This is a genomic window from Bacillus cabrialesii, assembly GCF_004124315.2.
Lineage (GTDB): Bacteria > Bacillota > Bacilli > Bacillales > Bacillaceae > Bacillus > Bacillus cabrialesii.
In genome coordinates, this window is the sequence record NZ_CP096889.1 from 1,490,120 (window position 1) to 1,509,645 (window position 19,526).

18 protein-coding genes are annotated in these 19,526 nt (G+C 41.8%); 10 read left to right on the top strand and 8 right to left on the bottom strand.

What is annotated here, in order from left to right; all coding sequences use genetic code 11:
* Positions 1–6: 6 nt before the first annotated feature.
* From EFK13_RS07745 to splB, 4 genes are all read left to right on the top strand, one after another.
* Positions 7–273 carry a phosphocarrier protein HPr gene (locus tag EFK13_RS07745; RefSeq protein ID WP_003218637.1) on the top strand — a complete coding sequence of 89 codons (267 nt, stop codon included), beginning with the start codon at positions 7–9 and terminating at the stop codon, positions 271–273.
* On the top strand, positions 273–1,985 hold the full coding sequence (gene ptsP / locus EFK13_RS07750) for a phosphoenolpyruvate--protein phosphotransferase (RefSeq protein ID WP_003218638.1): 1,713 nt from the start codon (positions 273–275) through the stop codon (positions 1,983–1,985). The genes EFK13_RS07745 and ptsP overlap by 1 nt, the downstream gene beginning before the upstream one ends.
* A 91-nt stretch (positions 1,986–2,076) precedes the next feature.
* Positions 2,077–2,316: a splAB operon transcriptional regulator SplA gene (gene splA / locus EFK13_RS07755; protein ID WP_003218644.1), complete on the top strand. Its 240-nt coding sequence runs from the start codon at positions 2,077–2,079 to the stop codon at positions 2,314–2,316.
* Between the two features lie 77 nt (positions 2,317–2,393).
* A complete protein-coding gene (gene splB, locus EFK13_RS07760; RefSeq protein ID WP_129505877.1) occupies positions 2,394–3,422 on the top strand; it encodes a spore photoproduct lyase in 1,029 nt (342 codons plus the stop codon).
* On the opposite strand, the gene EFK13_RS07765 is transcribed toward splB, so the two are convergent.
* A complete protein-coding gene (locus tag EFK13_RS07765; RefSeq protein WP_129505876.1) occupies positions 3,419–4,117 on the bottom strand; it encodes a GNAT family N-acetyltransferase in 699 nt (232 codons plus the stop codon). The genes splB and EFK13_RS07765 overlap by 4 nt on opposite strands.
* Before the next feature lie 134 nt (positions 4,118–4,251).
* Here EFK13_RS07765 and mcpC point away from each other — a divergent pair, with 134 nt between their 5' ends.
* The gene (gene mcpC / locus EFK13_RS07770) at positions 4,252–6,219 is read left to right on the top strand and encodes a methyl-accepting chemotaxis protein McpC (protein ID WP_129505875.1); all 1,968 of its coding nucleotides are present in this window, start codon (positions 4,252–4,254) and stop codon (positions 6,217–6,219) included.
* A gap of 150 nt (positions 6,220–6,369) precedes the next feature.
* Complete coding sequence (locus EFK13_RS07775) at positions 6,370–7,236, top strand: NAD(P)-dependent oxidoreductase (RefSeq protein ID WP_064813042.1); 867 nt, start codon at positions 6,370–6,372, stop codon at positions 7,234–7,236.
* Between the two features lie 37 nt (positions 7,237–7,273).
* On the opposite strand, the gene EFK13_RS07780 is transcribed toward EFK13_RS07775, so the two are convergent.
* Positions 7,274–8,080, bottom strand: a complete 807-nt coding sequence (locus EFK13_RS07780; RefSeq protein ID WP_129505874.1) for a CAP domain-containing protein — start codon at positions 8,078–8,080, stop codon at positions 7,274–7,276.
* A gap of 339 nt (positions 8,081–8,419) precedes the next feature.
* Here EFK13_RS07780 and EFK13_RS07785 point away from each other — a divergent pair, with 339 nt between their 5' ends.
* Positions 8,420–10,540, top strand: coding sequence for a peptidoglycan D,D-transpeptidase FtsI family protein (locus EFK13_RS07785; protein ID WP_129505873.1), 2,121 nt, complete (start codon positions 8,420–8,422; stop codon positions 10,538–10,540).
* A gap of 165 nt (positions 10,541–10,705) precedes the next feature.
* Positions 10,706–12,526 carry a sporulation histidine kinase KinA gene (gene kinA, locus EFK13_RS07790; protein WP_129505872.1) on the top strand — a complete coding sequence of 607 codons (1,821 nt, stop codon included), beginning with the start codon at positions 10,706–10,708 and terminating at the stop codon, positions 12,524–12,526.
* A 9-nt stretch (positions 12,527–12,535) separates the two neighbouring features.
* Here the strand turns inward: kinA and EFK13_RS07795 are convergent, their stop codons facing one another.
* Entirely contained in the window at positions 12,536–13,717 is a 1,182-nt protein-coding gene (locus tag EFK13_RS07795) for an aminotransferase A (protein WP_129505871.1), read from the bottom strand.
* A 201-nt stretch (positions 13,718–13,918) separates the two neighbouring features.
* Positions 13,919–14,080 (bottom strand): hypothetical protein, encoded by a 162-nt coding sequence (locus EFK13_RS07800; RefSeq protein ID WP_003238943.1) that lies wholly within the window; start codon positions 14,078–14,080, stop codon positions 13,919–13,921.
* 206 nt (positions 14,081–14,286) lie between these two features.
* On the opposite strand from EFK13_RS07800, the gene cheV reads away from it, so the two are divergent.
* Positions 14,287–15,198, top strand: coding sequence for a chemotaxis protein CheV (cheV, locus tag EFK13_RS07805; protein WP_129505870.1), 912 nt, complete (start codon positions 14,287–14,289; stop codon positions 15,196–15,198).
* Positions 15,199–15,241: 43 nt separating this feature from the next.
* Here cheV and EFK13_RS07810 read toward each other — a convergent pair whose 3' ends face one another.
* From EFK13_RS07810 to EFK13_RS07825, 4 genes are all read right to left on the bottom strand, one after another.
* Positions 15,242–15,706, bottom strand: a complete 465-nt coding sequence (locus EFK13_RS07810; RefSeq protein ID WP_003232406.1) for a YkyB family protein — start codon at positions 15,704–15,706, stop codon at positions 15,242–15,244.
* Positions 15,707–15,831: 125 nt separating this feature from the next.
* Positions 15,832–17,124 (bottom strand): MFS transporter, encoded by a 1,293-nt coding sequence (locus tag EFK13_RS07815; protein WP_129505869.1) that lies wholly within the window; start codon positions 17,122–17,124, stop codon positions 15,832–15,834.
* A 75-nt stretch (positions 17,125–17,199) separates the two neighbouring features.
* Positions 17,200–17,694 carry a L,D-transpeptidase family protein gene (locus EFK13_RS07820; RefSeq protein WP_129505916.1) on the bottom strand — a complete coding sequence of 165 codons (495 nt, stop codon included), beginning with the start codon at positions 17,692–17,694 and terminating at the stop codon, positions 17,200–17,202.
* Positions 17,695–17,751: 57 nt separating this feature from the next.
* Positions 17,752–18,612, bottom strand: coding sequence for a metallophosphoesterase (locus EFK13_RS07825; protein ID WP_129505868.1), 861 nt, complete (start codon positions 18,610–18,612; stop codon positions 17,752–17,754).
* 139 nt (positions 18,613–18,751) lie between these two features.
* Here EFK13_RS07825 and fadH point away from each other — a divergent pair, with 139 nt between their 5' ends.
* Positions 18,752–19,516, top strand: coding sequence for a 2,4-dienoyl-CoA reductase (gene fadH / locus EFK13_RS07830; protein WP_129505867.1), 765 nt, complete (start codon positions 18,752–18,754; stop codon positions 19,514–19,516).
* Positions 19,517–19,526 lie beyond the last annotated feature (10 nt).

Below are 19,526 nucleotides of genomic sequence, written 5' to 3' on the forward strand. Positions count from 1 at the left end.
ATAAAAATGGCACAAAAAACATTTAAAGTAACTGCAGATTCTGGAATCCACGCTCGTCCTGCGACAGTTCTTGTACAAACTGCTAGCAAATACGACGCTGACGTTAATTTAGAATATAACGGCAAAACAGTTAACCTTAAATCTATCATGGGTGTTATGTCTCTAGGAATCGCTAAAGGCGCTGAGATCACTATCTCTGCTACTGGCGCTGACGAAAACGATGCTCTTAACGCTTTAGAAGAAACAATGAAAAGCGAAGGACTCGGCGAGTAATGCAAGAGTTAAAAGGGATTGGCGCTTCAGCCGGCATCGCGATTGCAAAAGCGTACCGGCTTGAAGAGCCAGATTTAACGGTTGAAAAGAAAAACATCTCTGATTCTGAAGCGGAAGTAAGCCGTTTTGATGAAGCGATTGCACGTTCAAAAGAAGAGCTCGAAAAAATCAAAGAGCACGCTTTGAAAGAACTGGGTCAGGATAAAGCTGATATTTTTTCTGCTCACCTTTTAGTTCTCAGTGACCCTGAGCTTCTGAACCCTGTGAAAGAAAAAATCAGCACTGATTCAGTGAACGCTGAATTCGCTTTAAAAGAAACGTCTTCCATGTTCGTTACCATGTTTGAATCAATGGACAACGAATATATGAAAGAGCGTGCGGCAGATATCCGCGACGTTACAAAACGTGTAACCGGCCACCTGCTTGGCGTTGAAATTCCAAACCCAAGCATGATCTCAGAAGAGGTTATTATTGTAGCTGAAGACTTAACACCGTCTGACACAGCTCAATTAAACCGTGAGTTCGTAAAAGGATTCACAACTGATATCGGCGGACGCACATCTCACTCTGCCATCATGGCGCGTTCTCTTGAGATTCCTGCAGTTGTTGGAACGAAAGCGGCTACAGGCACGATCCAAAACGGCGTGACTGTTATCGTTGACGGTATTAATGGCGATGTCATTATCGATCCATCTGCGGAAACTGTAAAAGAGTATGAAGAAAAACATAATGCTTATTTGGCTCAAAAAGCTGAGTGGGCGAAGCTTGTCAATGAACCGACTGTCTCAAAAGACGGCCATCATGTAGAGCTTGCAGCTAACATCGGTACTCCTGATGATGTAAAAGGCGTTCTTGAAAACGGCGGAGAAGCAGTTGGCCTTTACCGTACAGAATTCCTTTACATGGGAAGAGATCAGCTGCCTACAGAAGATGAGCAATTTGATGCTTACAAAACGGTTCTTGAACGTATGGAAGGAAAATCCGTTGTCGTGCGGACACTTGATATCGGCGGAGACAAAGAGCTTCCTTACCTGCAGCTTCCTAAAGAAATGAACCCGTTCTTGGGATACAGAGCGATTCGTCTTTGTCTTGAAGAGCAAGAAATCTTCAGAACACAGCTTCGCGCGCTGCTTCGTGCAAGTACATACGGAAACCTGAAAATCATGTTCCCTATGATTGCGACAGTTAACGAATTCAAAGAAGCAAAAGCGATCCTTCTTGAAGAGAAAGAAAAGCTTGTAAAAGCGGGACAGGCTGTATCTGACGATATTGAAGTCGGTATGATGGTTGAAATTCCGTCAACTGCAGTCATCGCTGATCAGTTTGCTAAAGAAGTTGATTTCTTCAGTATTGGAACAAACGACTTGATCCAATACACGATGGCAGCTGACCGTATGAATGAACGTGTATCTTACCTGTATCAGCCATATAACCCGGCAATCCTTCGCTTAATTACACTCGTAATTGAAGCGGCACACAAAGAAGGAAAATGGGTTGGCATGTGTGGAGAAATGGCAGGAGATGAGATTGCGATTCCGATCCTTCTCGGCTTAGGCTTAGATGAGTTCTCAATGAGCGCAACATCTATCCTTCCGGCAAGAACACAAATCAGCAAATTGTCTAAACAAGAAGCTGAATCATTCAAAGAAAAAATCTTATCTATGAGCACGACAGAAGAAGTTGTCGCGTTCGTAAAAGAAACATTCAAGTAATATAAAAAAACCAGACGGCCTCCGGCCTGTCTGGTTTTTTTTCATAAGTAAGGGTATAGAAGGGCACAATAACATGGCTAGGAGGGATAGTATGTCAAACCAATTTAACGCAGGAGATACAGTGTACGTGATCTACAGAAATCCGCACGCCGCCAATGTTGCCCATATAAAGGAAGCGGAAATCGTGCATCACCCATACCATGAAGGTGAGCTTTCGCTGTTTATTTATGAAACCTATCATCCATTTGCAGAGGACGATGCTGTGTTTGCAAGCTATGAAGAAGCTAAATCTCTCTACAAAGAACTATTTGATATCGATCCGTATGAGTAACAAGGAAATCATTACAACTTATATCCTTTTCGTTTTATGAGAAAAGTAACGTTAGTAAAGGAAAAGGATGTGGCATTATGCAGAACCCATTTGTTCCGCAGCTTGTGTATATTGAACCGAGAGCGCTGGAATATCCGCTGGCCCAAGAGCTACAAGATAAATTTGAGAAGATGGGCATTGAAATCAGAGAAACGACATCCCACAATCAGGTGCGTAATATTCCTGGAAAAAATCATCTTCAGCAATATCGCAACGCGAAGTCAACCTTAGTCATCGGTGTCCGGAAAACATTAAAGTTTGACTCTTCCAAACCGTCGGCTGAATATGCCATTCCGTTTGCAACAGGCTGTATGGGGCATTGTCATTACTGCTACCTTCAAACAACCATGGGGTCAAAGCCGTATATCAGAACCTATGTAAACGTCGAAGAGATATTAGACCAGGCGGATAAGTATATGAAGGAGCGCGCCCCAGAGTTCACAAGGTTCGAAGCCTCATGTACGTCAGATATTGTTGGAATTGATCATCTGACACACACGCTGAAGCGCGCCATTGAGCACTTTGGACAAAGTGAGCTCGGAAAGCTCAGATTTGTAACGAAGTTTCATCATGTGGATCACCTATTAGATGCAAAGCATAACGGGAAAACGAGATTCAGATTCAGTATTAATGCCGACTATGTGATTAAAAACTTTGAGCCGGGAACCTCCCCTCTTGATAAGCGGATAGAAGCGGCAGTAAAGGTTGCAAAAGCAGGGTATCCGCTAGGCTTTATCGTTGCGCCGATTTATATTCATGAAGGCTGGGAGGAAGGGTACAGACATTTGTTTGAAAAGCTTGATACTGCTTTGCCGCAGGATGTCAGACATGATATTACTTTTGAATTAATTCAGCACCGTTTTACAAAACCGGCCAAACGGGTTATAGAGAAGAATTATCCGAAGACGAAGCTCGAATTAGATGAAGAAAAGCGCCGTTATAAATGGGGCCGTTACGGGATCGGAAAATATATTTATCAAAAAGATGAAGAGCACGCTCTTCGAGAAGCGCTTGAATCCTATATTGATACTTATTTCCCTAACGCGAAAATCGAATATTTCACTTAAACGGGCTGTTGTGATGAACAGCTCGTTTTTTTATAAAAAGGATTTCTCCATTCCATCAAAACACCGAAATTCAATGATTCTTTATCCTCTAAATAATTGCTCACGACACGAATCGGTGAACGGCCGCAATGGAGGAGAAAGGACAGCACAGGGTCTTTTTTCTTGCCCTCCATTACATCCTCTACATATTGACCAGCGCTGATCTCGTGTGCGTATTGATGATAAAAAGGAATGCGCCCGCCGCCGAGAAGGCGCTCCAGCCGCTTGTCAACAGTCAGCTCATACATCGTATTCATCAGCCATTTTCCGATTCCTAGCTTTCGATAATGAGGAGAAACAGAAATATCCACTACATATAAAGTATTTCCATGAGGATCATGATTTCTAATAGATCCGTTATCAGTTGCCTGCGCCCATGTATGCTCAGGAGATTCAGGCTCAAAATGTACGATAAGGGCAGTCATAGAACCGACAATTCTCCCATTGACCAGCGCGCATAAAGCACCTTCCGGAAAGGTATTGATATGGCTGTCAAGCTGTTCCTCTGACCATAGCAATTCTTGAGGAAACGGAGAGGGGAAACATTCTCTTTGAAGAGAAATCAGCCCCTGTATGTCAGTCTCAGTATAGTTTCTGATGGTCAAAGGCTCAAATTTTTTGCCGTTGTGTACATACACTTGTTTTATGATAATCATCAGCCTCCTTATGCTTTTTCATTATAGAGTAGATTGAATTTTCAGTAAATATATTCCGGTTTTCATATAATTTATTTTTTGATTATTCATTTTTTAAACGAAAAGGCCGATATAGAAATTAGGAGGGGATTGGTTTGTTTAAAAAACTTCACATGAAGATTGCTGTTTTTGTTTCGGTTATGTTAATCGTCACAGTTGTTCTTTTAATGCTGTCTTCTTATTTGACGCTGAAACCGATGATTACAGAGGATGGGAAAAATACAACTCAAAACGTGACGCAGTCACTTGAACAAAATATTGAATTGCAATTAAAGAGTTATGCCATTTCTTTATCAAGATTGGCTAATGGGGAATTAGCTCATACATTTGTAACAAAACCAAGTAAAGAAGCTTCTCGGCTGTTTAACGATGACATTAAGCAAATCAAGGATAGCGATGATTATGTTGCGATGGCTTACATAGGCACCGCCAAAAAAGAAATGTTTACATATCCGAAAGCCGATTTTGCTGATGATTATGATCCGACATCAAGACCATGGTATAAGCTTGCTGCTGAAACCCCGGATCAAGTCGTTTGGACGGAGCCCTATAAAGATGTCGTGACAGGAGACATGATTGTCACTGCATCGAAAGCGATTCTTGACGGGCAGAAAGTGATCGGGGTTGCCAGCTATGACTTGAAACTCTCTGCGATCCAGAGCATGGTCAATAAGCAAAAAGTGCCTTACAATGGATTTGCCTTTTTAGCTGATGCGAGCGGCAATCTTTTAGCCCACCCGTCAAACCAAGGAAAAAATATATCAAAGGACCAAACATTGAAAGCCATTGCATCTGAGAAAAAAGGGATACAGGATGAAAATGGGGAAATGGTTGTGTACCAAACAATCGGTGAAACGGGCTGGAAAGTCGGAACGCAATTTGATACCGATAAATTAATGTGGATTTCAGATAAAATGAATCGGGCAAATCTTTGGATCTCATTGATTGCGCTCATCATAACAATAATTCTCAGTTACTTCCTGGCCAAAACGATAACCGGGCCGATACAGCAGCTGATCGCAAAAACAAAGGCAGTTTCCGCAGGCGATTTAACAGTGCACGCGGAATCAAAATCAAAGGATGAAGTCGGTATTTTAACAAGAGACTTTAACCAGATGGTTGAAAATATGAAGGAAATGGTTGAGCAGGTGAGACTTTCTTCAGGGAAAGTATCTGATACCTCTGAGCAATTAACGGCTGTTTCTGCGGAAACAAATGAAACAAGCGGACAAATTGCAAAAGCGATTGAAGAAGTAGCCGCTGGGGCATCAGAACAGGCTTCTGAAGTTGAGACCATTAACGAAAAATCAGAAAGCCTGTCATTGAAAATCAGACAAATCGCTCAGGAGGCAGGCGGAATGAAAGAGCGCTCAAAATCGTCCGAGGATGCAAGCTATAAAGGACTTGACGCGCTCGGCCAGCTGCTGATGAAGTCAAACGAAGCCAACACGGAAACAAAAAAGGTTGAAACGATGCTGCTTGATTTGGAAAATCAAACAAAGAATATTGAAGAAGTCGTTACAGCGATTTCAAATATTTCTGATCAAACCAACTTGCTTGCCTTAAACGCCAGCATTGAGGCAGCCAGGGCCGGAGAAAGCGGACGCGGTTTTGCCGTTGTAGCTGATGAAGTGCGGAAGCTTGCCGAGCAATCAGCACTCTCTACAAAGCATATCAGCGAGACTGTGAAGCTGATTCAGCTTGAGACAAAAGAGGCCTCTCATGCAATGGTAGAGGCAAGCAGAATGAATGATGAACAAAACAGTGCCATTCATGAGACAGGAGAGGTATTAAACACGATAACTGCGGAAATGCAATCGCTGGTACAAGGCATAGATCACATTTACGAAGAAATTCAAAGAATGAGTGAAGAACAGCTTGCGATTTCTGAAGCGATTCAAAGCATATCAGCTATATCACAGGAATCAGCTGCCGCAGCAGAGGAAGTGAACGCATCAACTGATGAACAGCTGATCACTCTTGATAAAGTCAAACACTCAACAGACACGTTAAAACATGCAAGCCAAGAGCTTATGAACACAATTACGAAATTCACATTGTAATCCAAAAAAATCCCCAAAACATGATATGTTTTGGGGATTTTTTTATTTTAAGAGTCTACTATATGATGTATAGATATGGTAGTCTAGAAAATGAAGGAAAAATGATAAATTTTAACTAAAATCTAAACGAAACATCTGGGAGGAATGACCTTGAAAAAAACAATTGGTTTTATCGGTCTTGGAGTAATGGGAAAAAGCATGGCATCACATATTCTCAACGACGGCCATCCTGTATTGGTGTACACCCGGACAAAAGAAAAAGCAGATAGCATACTGCAAAAAGGCGCCGTATGGAAAGAAACGGTCAAAGATCTTTCAAAAGAAGCAGACGTTATCATTACAATGGTCGGCTATCCCAGTGATGTTGAAGAAGTGTATTTCGGAAGCAGCGGAATTATTGAAAACGCAAAAGAAGGCGCATATCTCATTGATATGACGACATCTAAACCTTCGCTTGCGAAGAAGATTGCTGAAGCGGCCAAAGAAAACGCATTGTTCGCTTTAGATGCCCCTGTTTCCGGCGGAGATATTGGTGCGCAAAACGGAACACTCGCCATTATGGTCGGAGGAGAAAAAGAAGCATTTGAAGCCTGTCTGCCGATTTTCTCTTTAATGGGAGAAAATATTCAGTATCAAGGACCGGCTGGAAGCGGCCAGCATACCAAGATGTGTAATCAGATTGCAATTGCAGCCGGTATGATCGGTGTCGCTGAAGCGATGGCATATGCCCAAAAATCTGGCTTGCAGCCTGAAAATGTCCTGAAAAGCATCACGACGGGCGCAGCCGGAAGCTGGTCACTGTCAAATCTTGCTCCCCGTATGCTGCAAGGCAACTTCGAGCCAGGTTTTTATGTGAAGCATTTTATAAAAGATATGGGAATTGCGCTAGAGGAAGCAGAATTAATGGGAGAAGAAATGCCAGGCTTGTCGCTTGCGAAATCTTTATATGACAAGCTTGCTGCACAAGGTGAAGAAAACAGCGGAACACAGAGTATATACAAGCTTTGGGTGAAATAAAAAAAGATTGCCTGTACGAAACAGGCAATCTTTTTTATTATTTTCCGATGAATTGCTGTGTCCAGATGCTTCCAGACTCAACGTAGCCTACACCGATGTGAGTAAAGTTAGGGTTTAGAATGTTTTTTCTGTGTCCTTCACTGTTCATCCAAGCTTTTACTACTTCTTCTGGTGTCTTTTGACCTTTAGCAATGTTTTCACCCGCTGTTTTGTAGCTGATACCGAAAGATTTCATCATGTCAAACGGTGACCCGTAAGTTGGGCTTTGGTGATCAAAGTAGTTCTTATCTTTCATATCCTGAGATTTTGCGCGTGCAGATTTGCTTAACGTTTCATCAATTTGAAGCGGTTTTAAGCCTTGTTTTTGTCTTTCTGCATTTGTAAGCTCAACAACTTTTTTCTCATATGCACTTACAGATGAAGGCGCAGATGTTGTTGTGTTTGTTTTTTCAGCGGCTGCAGGTGCTTTAGAAGCCGTGTTTTGTTCAGTTGCAGGTGCTTTTGAAGCAGTATTTTTTTCAGCAGCTGCTTTTTCTGTAGTTTTTTGTGCAGGTTTTGCCGTTTCTGTCTTTTGAACATCCTGAATGTTCATGTTAGATTGCTTCGCAGATTTTTGAAGAAGCTTCTCAAGATCTTTTTCGTTTGCAGCTTTTAATGTTTTAATATTTGTTTTAATATGCAGCTTTTTCACTACATCGTTAAGTGACATGTTTTGCACTGTGTTCCCCGTTTTTACCGTCACCACAGGCTGGCAGGAGAGTTCTTTCGCTGATGCTTGCTGTACGCCTCCGAATGTGATAAATCCAACCGCAGCGGCAGCAGATAAAATAAATGCTTTCTTCATTAGTTCGTAACCTCCTAGAGTTGTTGTTTGTTTCTACAAAAAAATCATAACATAGCTTTTTTGTCATAAAGAATCCATCAGTTTCCTTTGACAAAGAGAGATTGTCATTTTTGTAACCAACATGCGCTGAACCGCTGAGACGAAGCGAATCAGCGCATTTCATGAGTTTATCATACAGTTACATAGCTTCCTTTTTTTTGAATCGTTAGTTATATTTTAATGTGTTTTTATATTGACAGCTTTTTTTATCCCTTTTTGCTGTAACAACTGTTACAAAGGTGTTACAATTAATCTCAGTATATGTAAATATATTGAATGATTTGAGAGGGGTAACCAGAAGTGACTGAAATAGGACGTGAACCAAAGAAAAAGCGCAAAGGAAACCGGGCGATCAGAATGAACCTTTTTTTCCTTGCTGTCTTTGTTCTATTCACTGCGTTAATCTTTAAGCTTGGCGTTGTTCAAATTGTTGAAGGCGAACAGCATGAAGAAGACGCTGAAAAAGCAAATGCAAAAACAGCGTACTATCCCGCGCCGCGTGGAAAGATGTACGATAGAAACCAGAAAGTGGCTGTCGATAACCAGAGTGTGCCTGAAATTGTGTATGTTTCAACATCGAGCACAAAAACAGAAGACAAAATCAAAACAGCGAAACGTCTTGCTGCTTTAATCCATATTGATACCGAATTTTTGAAGGAAAGAGATTTACGTGATTACTGGATCGCGTCTCATCCGAAAAAAGCCGCCGCTCTGCTTAAGAAATCTGAAAGCAACCTAAAAGGGGCCCAGGCTTACAAGCTTCAAATTGAGCGTGTGCCGAATCAAGAGCTGAAAACTATTCAGCGAGATGATGAAGAAATGGAAATCGCTGCGATATATACAAGGTTTTCAAGCGGAAATGCTTATGAACCTCAAATCGTAAAGGCGATGAACCCAAATGAAAGCAACAGCAATGGAAAGAACGGAACGCTGCTTGATGAGAAGAAAAGCTCCACGCAACGGCCAAAAAACGACTTAACATATGATGAAATTTCAATTGTGTCTGAGCATTTAGAAGAGCTTCCGGGAATCGATATCGTAAACGATTGGACACGAAAATATCCTTACGACAAAACTCTCTATTCCGTTTTTGGGGGCGTCACGACACCTGATCAGGGGCTGCTGAGTGACCGGAAAGATTTCTACTTAACAAGAGGCTATGCGAATAATGACAGAGTGGGGAAAAGTTATTTAGAGTATCAATATGAAGACTACTTAAATTCCCATAAGGAAAAAGTACAATACGTAGAAGACAACAAAGGAAATGTCGTCAGCCAAAAAACCATTGATAAAGGCAGCAGAGGATACGATCTTCGGCTTTCTTTTGACATGGAGCTTCAGGCGGAAGTAGAGAAGATCATTGAAGAGGAAGTGAGAAATAGCCGCGCACGCGGAAATTATATGCTTGACAGAGCCTTTGTCGTGATGATGGATCCGAATAACGGCGATATTTTGTCGATGGCAGGAAAAAAGATTGATCTAGAAACAAACAAAATTCAGGATTATGCGATAGGGGCATTTACAACCCAATATGAAATGGGTTCAGCAGTAAAGGGTGCCACCGTACTTGCCGGCTATCAGGACGGAATTCCGCATTATAAATATTATGTCGATATGCCTCTCTATTTAGCGGGATATGGTAATAGACCAAAGAAATCCTACATGAACATGGGAACCATTAACGAATTAACTGCTTTGCAAAAAAGTTCAAACGTATATATGTTCAATGTCGCTATGCATATTGCCGGTGTAACATACAAGCCGCATGGACCTCTGCCTGCTGATCAGAAAGATTTAAACAAAATGAGAAATTACTACAGCCAATTTGGTCTGGGCGTAAAGACAGGTATTGATCTGCCGCAGGAATCAGCGGGAATGCAAACTACGCCTGATGCTGTAGGGGGATTAATACTAGACTTGGCAATCGGTCAATACGATACATACACACCGCTTCAAATGGCGCAGTACATCTCATCAATTGCCAATGGAGGCTACCGTGTCCAGCCAAGAATTGTTACAAGTATCCATGAGCCCGGCAATAAAGAGGGTCTCGGAAAAACAATTGAACAAAGAAAACCAAACATTCTCAATAAAATTAATAACACAGAAAGTGACATACAACAGGTAAAGACCGGAATGAAATTAGTTACCACATCAGGGACAGCTAAAAATACTTTTACAGAAGATGTATCAGGGAAAACGGGAACAGCGGAAACATTTTACTACGGCACGAATCGCAACTGGTGGGGGAAAAAAACATACAATCTGACTTTTGTCGGCTATTACCCGTCGAAAAATCCAAAAGTGGCCTTTAGTGTTGTTGTTCCATCAGTAGATGATGATGATAAGATCAATAAAATTATTGCCAAAAGAGCTATCCACGCTTACGCAGAGCTCGAAAAGAAACACAGTAAAAAATAAAAAAAGCAGGGTGCACAACTGAAGGGTTGTGTACCCTTTCTTTTATTCAAAAATTGACGTTCACCATAAGAATAGAAGGAGAATACTCATTTTCTAGCGAATCATACTAGGTAAAAGTCAATCTGTATAAGTTGAAACACGATGATCATGCAAAGGAGGGATTCTGTGGAACAGGATACGCATCATGTTAAACCATTTCAAACGAAAACCGATATTCATGCAGTCTTGGCTTCTAATGGACGCATCATTTATATATCTGCCAACTCTAAACTGCATTTGGGCTATCTCCAAGGAGAGATGATTGGATCATTCCTCAAAACGTTTCTGCATGAGGAAGACCAATTTTTAGTTGAAAGCTATTTTTATAATGAACATCATCTGATGCCGTGCACCTTTCGTTTTATTAAAAAAGATCACACGATTGTGTGGGTGGAGGCTGCGGTAGAAATCGTTACGACAAGAGCTGAGCGTACAGAACGGGAAATCATTTTGAAAATGAAGATTCTTGAAGAAGAAACAGGCCATCAGTCCCTAAACTGCGAAAAACATGAAATCGAACCTGCAAGCCCGGAATCGACTACATATATAACGGATGATTATGAACGGTTAGTTGAAAATCTCCCGAGTCCGCTATGCATCAGTGTCAAAGGCAAGATCGTCTATGTAAACAGCGCGATGCTTTCAATGCTGGGAGCCAAAAGCAAGGATGCTATTATTGGGAAATGGTCCTATGAATTTATTGAAGAAGAATATCATGATATCGTGAAAAACAGGATTATACGAATGCAAAAAGGAATGGAAGTCGGAATGATCGAACAGACGTGGAAAAGGCTTGATGGCACACCTGTTCATTTAGAAGTGAAAGCGTCCCCGACCGTCTACAAAAACCAGCAGGCTGAACTGCTGCTGCTGATCGACATCTCTTCAAGGAAAAAATTCCAAACCATCCTGCAAAAAAGCCGTGAACGATATCAGCTGCTGATTCAAAACTCAATCGATACCATTGCGGTGATTCATAATGGAAAATGGGTATTTATGAATGAGTCGGGAATTTCTCTGTTTGAAGCGGCTACGTATGAGGATTTAATTGGCAAAAACATATACGATCAGCTGCATCCTTGTGATCATGAGGATGTTAAAGAGAGAATCCAAAACATCGCCGAGCAAAAAACAGAATCAGAAATCGTCAAGCAATCCTGGTTCACCTTCCAGAACAGGGTCATCTATACGGAGATGGTCTGCATTCCGACGACCTTTTTTGGTGAAGCGGCCGTCCAAGTCATTCTTCGGGACATTTCTGAGAGAAAACAAACTGAAGAATTGATGCTGAAATCAGAAAAATTATCGATCGCAGGGCAGTTCGCCGCGGGAATCGCACATGAGATACGCAATCCGCTGACAGCGATTAAAGGATTTTTACAGCTCATGAAACCGACAATGGAAGGAAACGATCATTACTTTGATATTGTCTTTTCTGAACTCAGCCGCATTGAATTAATACTCAGTGAGCTGCTTATGCTGGCAAAACCCCAGCAAAATGCCGTTAAAGAATACTTGAACTTGAAAAAATTAATTGGTGAAGTCTCAGCCCTGTTAGAAACACAAGCAAATTTGAATGGCATTTTTATCAGAACCAGCTATGAAAAAGACAGTATTTATATAAACGGAGATCAAAACCAATTAAAGCAGGTATTCATTAATTTAATTAAAAATGCAGTTGAGTCAATGCCTGACGGGGGAACAGTAGACATTAACATAACTGAGGATGAACATTCTGTCCATGTCACTGTAAAAGATGAAGGGGAAGGCATTCCTGAAAAGGTGCTGAACCGCATTGGAGAACCATTTTTAACGACAAAAGAGAAAGGAACGGGGCTTGGACTGATGGTGACATTTAATATCATTGAAAATCATCAGGGAGTTATCCATGTGGACAGCCATCCAAAAAAAGGCACAGCGTTTAAAATTTCATTTCCAAAAAAATAAAACAACGGCTTAAACGCCGTTGTTTATCGTCTGCATTGATTCCCGCTTTTTTAATACAAATAATTCTAAACGATCCAAGCCTTCTCTTAGCGTGTCCAGTGAATATGCGAAAGACAGCCTCACATATCCTTCACCATACTTTGAGAACGAGCTGCCCGGCACGAGTGCCACACCAGCATCCTCCAAAAGAGCCATACTAAAATCAAAAGAAGACATTCCAAACGATTTAATAGAAGGGAAGATATAAAACGCGCCAGACGGTTTTACAACGTCAAGTCCCATCGACACGAGGCGGTCATACACATAATCGAGCCGTTTTTTGTACTGCTCTCTCATGATCAGGGCGTCGTCAAATCCGTTAGTCACAGCTTCAAGCGCTGCCTTTTGAGAAATGGAGGACGCACACGACACATTGTATTGATGAACCTTTAAAATATGTTTTGCTATGTCTTTTGGAGCGAATAAAAATCCGATTCTCCATCCCGTCATGCTGTGGGACTTTGACAAGCCGTTAATGACAATGGTTTGATCCCGCAAATGTGTTGCAATCGAATGGTGCGGTCTGTCATATGTTAATTCGCTGTATATTTCGTCTGACAATACGAAGACATTTCTGCCTTTTAGAAGAGCGGCGATGCTTTGTAGCTCTTCTTCGGATAATGTCACGCCGGTCGGATTCGACGGATAAGGAAGCACGACACACTTGGTGTTAGGAGTCAGAGCATCTTCAATCAGCCGGGCAGTAAGCTTAAAGCCGTGAGATGTAGTATCAACAATAACAGGCTTGGCGCCGCACAAATTGATGATAGGTTCATAGCCTGGATAAATCGGGCCTGGCATAATGACTTCATCACCGGGAGATAAAATCGTCCGGAATGCAGCATCAATGGCTTGGCTTGCGCCTGTTGTGATGATGATTTCAGATTCAGCATCATAGTTGAAATCCGCTTTTTTCTTCATATAAAGCTGCACAGCTTGTCTCAGTTCCAGGTAGCCGGCGTTCGGGGTATATGACGTCACGTTTTCATCAATGGCTTTTTTTGCGGCAGCTTTCACATGATGCGGCGTGAAAAAATCAGGCTGGCCGATTGTAAGTGAAATGACATCTTCATGTTGAGCTACAAGATTTGAGAATTTGCGTATTCCTGAAATTTCAATCTCTCTTGCTTTCGGATTCAGCAAATGTTCCATAATTCATCACCTTAACAAATATAATGAGTTTATCCTATTTTACCACTAGCTGATCATTTGTCACCTTTTTAGCCGATATATTTCGATTGTATGCGCCTTTTTTCTAAACATACCTTTCTTTTCAGAAAAAAAGAAGACAACCAGCGATTTGATTGTCTTTATTGTATCATGTTCTATTATTGTTTATATGTGCCAATTTCATTAATAACCATAATCAAAATGAAGGTCTTCGTGCCAAATCATATACGGGGGATGCTCTTCTTGAAGGTCAGCTGATTCTTTCTTCATATGCAGGTAAGTCTCTTCACTGATATCTTCTAAAACAGTCATTTCATTTTCTTTAAATATTACTAAGGTACCCATTATTTACACCCTTCTTTGGAAAAATCCTTGACTATTTTATCACTGTTAGTTGGAAAGTCAATGGTTATTAGGAAAAAAGTTTCTTTTTTAAAGAAGCGTAGCTTGTCTCTCCCAGAATTCGATTTTGAAGAGCCGTGCCATTCACTTTTTACAATTTACGCCGATATATACAGTACAATACTGAATGCGAATAGCGAGGGATTGAATTGTCGTTACAACAATACGAAATTTTATTGGATTCTGGTACAAATGAATTAGAAATTGTGAAGTTTGGCGTGGGCGATAATGCTTTCGGAATTAACGTCATGAAGGTAAGGGAAATTATTCAGCCGGTCGAGGTGACATCAGTGCCTCACTCCCATCAGCATGTAGAAGGAATGATTAAGCTGAGAGGAGAAATTCTCCCTGTAATCAGCCTCTTCTCATTTTTTGGAGTTGAGCCTGACGGATCAAAAGACGAGAAATATATCGTGACTGAATTCAATAAACGGAAAATTGTTTTTCATGTCGGCTCTGTTTCTCAAATTCACAGAGTATCCTGGGAAGCGATTGAAAAGCCGACATCGTTAAATCAAGGAATGGAGCGGCACCTTACCGGGATTATTAAGCTCGAAGAAGTGATGATCTTTTTGCCTGACTATGAAAAAATTATTTATGACATTGAATCAGACTCAGGTGTGGATACATACAACATGCATACCGAGGGCTTCGATGAAAGAAGAACTGATAAAAAGCTGATCATAGTAGAGGACTCACCGCTCTTGATGCGCCTCTTACAGGATGAATTAAAAGAAGCAGGGTACAACAATATTTCTTCGTTTGAGAACGGAAAAGAGGCATATGACTACATTATGAACCTTGCTGAGAATGAAACTGATTTATCAGAGCAGATTGATATGATCATCACTGATATTGAAATGCCAAAGATGGACGGACATAGGCTCACAAAGCTGCTGAAGGAAAATCCGAAAAGCTCAGATGTGCCGGTTATGATTTTCTCATCATTAATTACGGATGATTTGCGTCACCGCGGAGAAGTCGTTGGCGCAGATGAGCAAATCAGCAAGCCAGAGATTAGTGATTTGATTAAAAAAGTGGATACGTATGTCATCGAATAAATAAAAAACAGCCGGTGCCCGAAGTGGCACGGCTGTTTTTATTTTAAAAGTAACTCTCGCCAAGTTTTTTAAAGACAGGTTTATGATAAGCTGGCTGCTGGCGATTTGGCACAAGCGGCTTTTCTTTCATGCCGACGTATTCTTGCAATAGGTGTTTTGCTTTTGTTAAAGACATTTGAGCTTTAGGATTTCGGTACGATTGATTAAGTGTACCTAAATGCGGAAGATGTTCGAAGTCTTCTTTAGTTGGAGGCATGTGAAAATAGTAGTCTCCGATTGAGATAAGCACGTCCGATTGCTGTTGGCTGAACCTTGGATTTTTTGAAAAATGAAGCCCTATTTTCTTTCCTTTACCTTCTTTAACAAGCTTTTGCAAAGCCCGTTTTTTCAGCAGATATAGGTATTTAGGGTTGGGGGCGGTTTTTGCATGGCGGTTCACAGTGTAAACTGCTTTTGAAAGATTTTCTACGGTTGGCTGCAGATCTTTCGTATATGCATGGTCGTCCATTATTTCTCTCCTTTGCTCTTATCAAATTCTATATGATTAGATTATACTTTTTTAAAGTTGAAATGCAAATATTGAATGTAAAAATGCGCTTTTTTCTGAGAAAAAAAGCGCATTTATAACCTATATTATACAGATTTTGCTTTCTTTTTCGGCAGCTCTTGAAAAGCTTCCTGAACATTCACTTCCGCAGCCTGTGCACTGTACTTTGGCAGTGCAACAAAATAAAAAATAAAAACAAGCAGAATGATTACGGCCATACCGTAATAAAGATAATCAATATTTGAAACGAACTTAGGGAATAACAGCGCAACTAAGCCGAGTGTCAAAGACTGTGCAAACATCATAAAAGGGTCCTGCAAGCCGCTTACACGTCCCATCAGCTTTGGATGAACAATCTTTGGCATCCACCCACCGATTGCAATGTTAATCGGTCCGATGCACATTCCCAGGGTAAAAGCTGCCGCGTAATACACCCATAAAACATTCGTGTAGCCGAGGACGAAAATCAGCAAGCCGGCAACGAAAATCGGTATCGACATTAAAAAGTGCGGCTTCACTTTTTTAGAGATGACCGTGCCGATAACACTTCCAGCCAGCAGCCCAAACCCGAGTGCAATCGTAAATACAGATGTATGCCACTCATAACGGTCAGGCGCCAATCCGTATTTCATTGTAAACATCGGCAATACGGCGAATCCTCCATTGACAAATCCAAAAATAAAGAAACCGAAAATAAGAGATGCCAGCAGTTTGTTTTTTAAAATATAGAGAATGCCTTCTCTAAAATCATTTATTGAATCTTTAACAGAAGCTTTTCTCCAGCTGAATGCACCGTTTGGCTGTCGGGCTTCTTTCGGAATCCGGCAGCTGCGGATCAGCAGCCCGGAAATGATAAAGCTGACAAAATCAAGAATAATGGCGCCTTCAATACCGATTGTGTTGTACATGAAAGCGCCTATTCCGACTCCGAACACCATAAAAATACTAAAAAGCATCTGGTTAAGCCCCGCCGCTTTCGCATAGTGCTCCTTGGGCAGAATGGCTTGTACCAAACTGTTTTCTGCTGGAAAGAAAAACTTCGTCACAGCGCTTCTGATAAATAAAATACAGAAAACAAGAGGAATATTGCCGGTAAATAAAGTGAAAAAAAGAACGACAGTCAGGCCTGCTCTGATCCAATCACAGTTTTCCGCTACCTTTTTTCTGTCAAACCGGTCCGCGACGACTCCCACGATCAGAAATACAAATATGGTTGGAAGAGAATACATCAGCTCCGCCAAGGTCGTATATGAAGGCTGGCTGCTGAATCGGTCCAGCAAGAAAAAAGCAAATGCCATGTTGCCTACTGTCGTGCCCATTTGAGAAGCGAGTGCTGCGAAAAATAAACGAACAAAATTACGATTTTTAAATATATCCATAAAAACGCTCCTTACCCTAAAGGTCCCACTTTATCATATTATAAACCGCTTGTTTTTGAAACAAATAAGAAAACTTTACCGGTTAATGGTGACTCTTGTTCCGTTTGGCACAATTGAAGCGAGTTCTATTACATCTTTGTTATGCATGCGGATGCAGCCTTTAGAAACAGCCTTGCCAATTGAAGAAGGATTATTCGTTCCGTGTATTCCGTAGTGCTGCTTTGAAAGGCTTAGCCAATATGCGCCAAATGGGCCGCCGGGATTGCGCTGGCGGTTAATAATGTAAAACTCGCCAGTGGGCGTTTGCGTCAGTATTTTACCAACGGCGATGGGATAGGTTTTCATTACCCGATTATTTTGGAACAGCGTAAGCGTCTTCGCTCCGATTGAGACTGCAATATGATACGGAATTGTATTGGGGTCCGGCAGACCGGTTATGACAATGCGCTGTCCCACAATGATCCCTGCCTGCAGTGACGGATTAGCCTGGAGTAATGCAGCCGTGCTGATTCTGAAATCAGCCGCGATGCTGTTCAGTGTATCACCTTGCTTCACCTGGTACGTAAGCAGTTTCCTCATCCTTTCTTTTTTACATATAAGTATTGATGAGGAACCCATCCTGCTACATTAATTTTTGCTTTTTAAGGTAAAGACTGTGATTTCTGGCTTGGCTAGAAACCGCAAAGGCAGTCTGGTCATCCCGAGGCCGCGGTTTACGTAAATATGAGTGCTGCCTGCTTGATACATTCCTTCTGTATAGACCTTTCCATACGGAGGCGTAATAATCGGTCCGTAAAAAGGCAGCTGAATCTGGCCGCCGTGTGTATGGCCGGAAAGCTGAAGATTCACCGGATACCCTGTTGTTTTCAAGGCAGCATCAGGCTCATGGACAAGCAGAATGGAAAACAGCCTGTCGCTTAGCCGTGAAAGTGTGCCTTCATAATCTGGGTTTCCGAGCATTAAGTCATCAAGCGAAGCAATCTCGATTTCGCTGCCATCTGCGAGCGACAATGTTTGATAGCCATTACGGTACACCGTAAAACCGCCGGCCGTCATCAGACTTTTGTAAACGGCAGTTCCATAGCCTCCATGATCATGATTGCCGTATATACAAAGCTTGCCAAAGGGAGCATTCAGTTTTCTTAATAATGGAATGACTGCCTGGTGGTCTTGATACGTATCAGGATCATCGATAATATCACCGGTAAAAACAATCAGATCAGGTGTAAATTCATTAATTGTCATGATGACAGTTTTAAAATCTTCAAGAGTAAAATAATCACTCAAGTGTGTATCACTAAACTGCACGATTTTAAACCCGTCAAATCCGTGCGGAATGAGAGAGCTTTTGATTGTGTGTTCGGTTGTCTCGATCATATGCGGCTCCAGATATCTGGCATAGCCGTATCCGCCGCCGGCCGCTATAGCACCGGCAGCAAGAGCCCCAAACGTTCCTTTTAGAAATTGCCTTCTGGACATCTTTTTCATTTCAAACCAACCTTTAATAGAGTTTTTCTATTATATCATCTGTATCTTGAAAAAATCTCATGTCAGCATGTACTGACATAAGCAGGCATATAATGATAGAATAATATTGAATGAATACTCATTCATAGGAGGGGGAAATATGGGAAAAAAAGCGGTTGTCATTACCGGCGGGTCAAGCGGCATGGGAAAAGCAATGGCAAAAAAACAGGCTGAAACAGGCTGGTACGTCATGGTGACAGGGAGGAACCAGGAAGCACTTGAGGAAACAAAAAGAGAAATTGAGACCTTTGAGGGGCAGGTTGCCTGTTTTCAAATGGATGTCCGTTCAGATTCCGCCGCTTCAGACATGATTTCAGAAACGATAAAAGCCTTTGGGCGGCTCGATGCGCTGATTAACAACGCGGCCGGAAATTTTATTTGCCCGGCAGAAAAACTGACGCCTAATGGATGGAAAGCCGTTATTGAGATTGTTTTAAACGGCACATTCTTTTGCAGCCAAGCCGCGGCAAAGCATTGGATCGAGCAGCAGCAGAAGGGCGTCATCTTAAATATGGCTGCGACATACGCTTGGGGAGCGGGCGCAGGAGTCGTTCATTCCGCTGCAGCCAAAGCAGGGGTATTGTCACTGACAAGAACGCTGGCCGTTGAGTGGGGAAGCCAATATGGAATCCGCACAAATGCGATCGCCCCCGGCCCGATTGAACGAACAGGAGGCGCGGAGAAGCTTTTTGAATCGGAAAAAGCGAAGGCCCGCACAATGAACAGCGTCCCTCTCGGCCGGCTGGGCACACCGGAGGAAATCGCCGCTTTGGCAGCATTTTTACTTTCTGACGAAGCATCCTATATAAACGGGGATTGTATCACAATGGATGGGGGGCAATGGCTGAATCCTTATCCGTTTTAAAGAATACTAA

Bases quoted from the DNA above. Each gene is read 5' to 3' on its own strand.
- EFK13_RS07825 (WP_129505868.1), bottom strand. From the start codon at position 18,612: ATGAAAAAGATGTCCAGAAGGCAATTTCTAAAAGGAACGTTTGGGGCT.
- EFK13_RS07795 (WP_129505871.1), bottom strand. From the start codon at position 13,717: ATGGAACATTTGCTGAATCCGAAAGCAAGAGAGATTGAAATTTCAGGA.
- fadH (WP_129505867.1), top strand. From the start codon at position 18,752: ATGGGAAAAAAAGCGGTTGTCATTACCGGCGGGTCAAGCGGCATGGGA.
- ptsP (WP_003218638.1), top strand. From the start codon at position 273: ATGCAAGAGTTAAAAGGGATTGGCGCTTCAGCCGGCATCGCGATTGCA.
- splB (WP_129505877.1), top strand. From the start codon at position 2,394: ATGCAGAACCCATTTGTTCCGCAGCTTGTGTATATTGAACCGAGAGCG.
- EFK13_RS07780 (WP_129505874.1), bottom strand. From the start codon at position 8,080: ATGAAGAAAGCATTTATTTTATCTGCTGCCGCTGCGGTTGGATTTATC.
- EFK13_RS07800 (WP_003238943.1), bottom strand. From the start codon at position 14,080: ATGGGTACCTTAGTAATATTTAAAGAAAATGAAATGACTGTTTTAGAA.
- EFK13_RS07745 (WP_003218637.1), top strand. From the start codon at position 7: ATGGCACAAAAAACATTTAAAGTAACTGCAGATTCTGGAATCCACGCT.
- splA (WP_003218644.1), top strand. From the start codon at position 2,077: ATGTCAAACCAATTTAACGCAGGAGATACAGTGTACGTGATCTACAGA.
- EFK13_RS07765 (WP_129505876.1), bottom strand. From the start codon at position 4,117: ATGATTATCATAAAACAAGTGTATGTACACAACGGCAAAAAATTTGAG.
- EFK13_RS07810 (WP_003232406.1), bottom strand. From the start codon at position 15,706: ATGGACGACCATGCATATACGAAAGATCTGCAGCCAACCGTAGAAAAT.
- EFK13_RS07815 (WP_129505869.1), bottom strand. From the start codon at position 17,124: ATGGATATATTTAAAAATCGTAATTTTGTTCGTTTATTTTTCGCAGCA.